The sequence below is a fragment of the Stenotrophomonas maltophilia genome, assembly GCF_003970865.1.
Lineage (GTDB): Bacteria > Pseudomonadota > Gammaproteobacteria > Xanthomonadales > Xanthomonadaceae > Stenotrophomonas > Stenotrophomonas maltophilia_AR.
In genome coordinates, this window is the sequence record NZ_RXLZ01000181.1 from 1 (window position 1) to 520 (window position 520).

The window sequence follows — 520 nt, forward strand, 5'->3', positions numbered from 1 at the left end:
TTTTTGTGAAACTATCTATGAACCCAGAGATATAACCGCGTAGTACTCTGGGGTGGTGGCGAGGGTTACAAGGGTACGGTGTTGGGGCCCGTTGTGACATAATACGGAAAGTTTGGGATGTCCTCGAGGGAGACCGCCGCCGCCATGAAGGACATCCATGGCGTCTCGATCTCCCATCAGACGGTGCTCAACTACGCCAACAGCGTCGCGCTTTGGATCAAGCCCTTTGTCGACCGGTTCCCGTATGAGCTGTCCGGTTCGTTTTGCGGGGACGAGACGTATATTCGCGTCAAAGGGCGCTGGCATTACCTGTTCTTTATGTTTGACGCCGTCAAAAAGATCGTGCTGTCGTATCGCGTCTCGCCCAACCGGGACACGCTCTCGGCCATCAAGGCCATCGATAATGCCCTGCGAAAACTCCCGCCCACCCCGCCCGATTTTTCTTTCTCCTTCGTCGCCAATCCCATTTCCCCCCGGCCCAACCCCTTTTTCCCCCACCCGGGGTTTTTTTTTACCCCCC

Annotated in this window: 1 protein-coding gene; it reads left to right on the plus strand. The window is 56.0% G+C overall.

What is annotated here, in order from left to right:
• Positions 1-144: 144 nt before the first annotated feature.
• The coding region (locus EKL94_RS22290; protein WP_221768006.1) for a DDE-type integrase/transposase/recombinase at positions 145-520 on the plus strand (376 nt) is incomplete at its 3' end.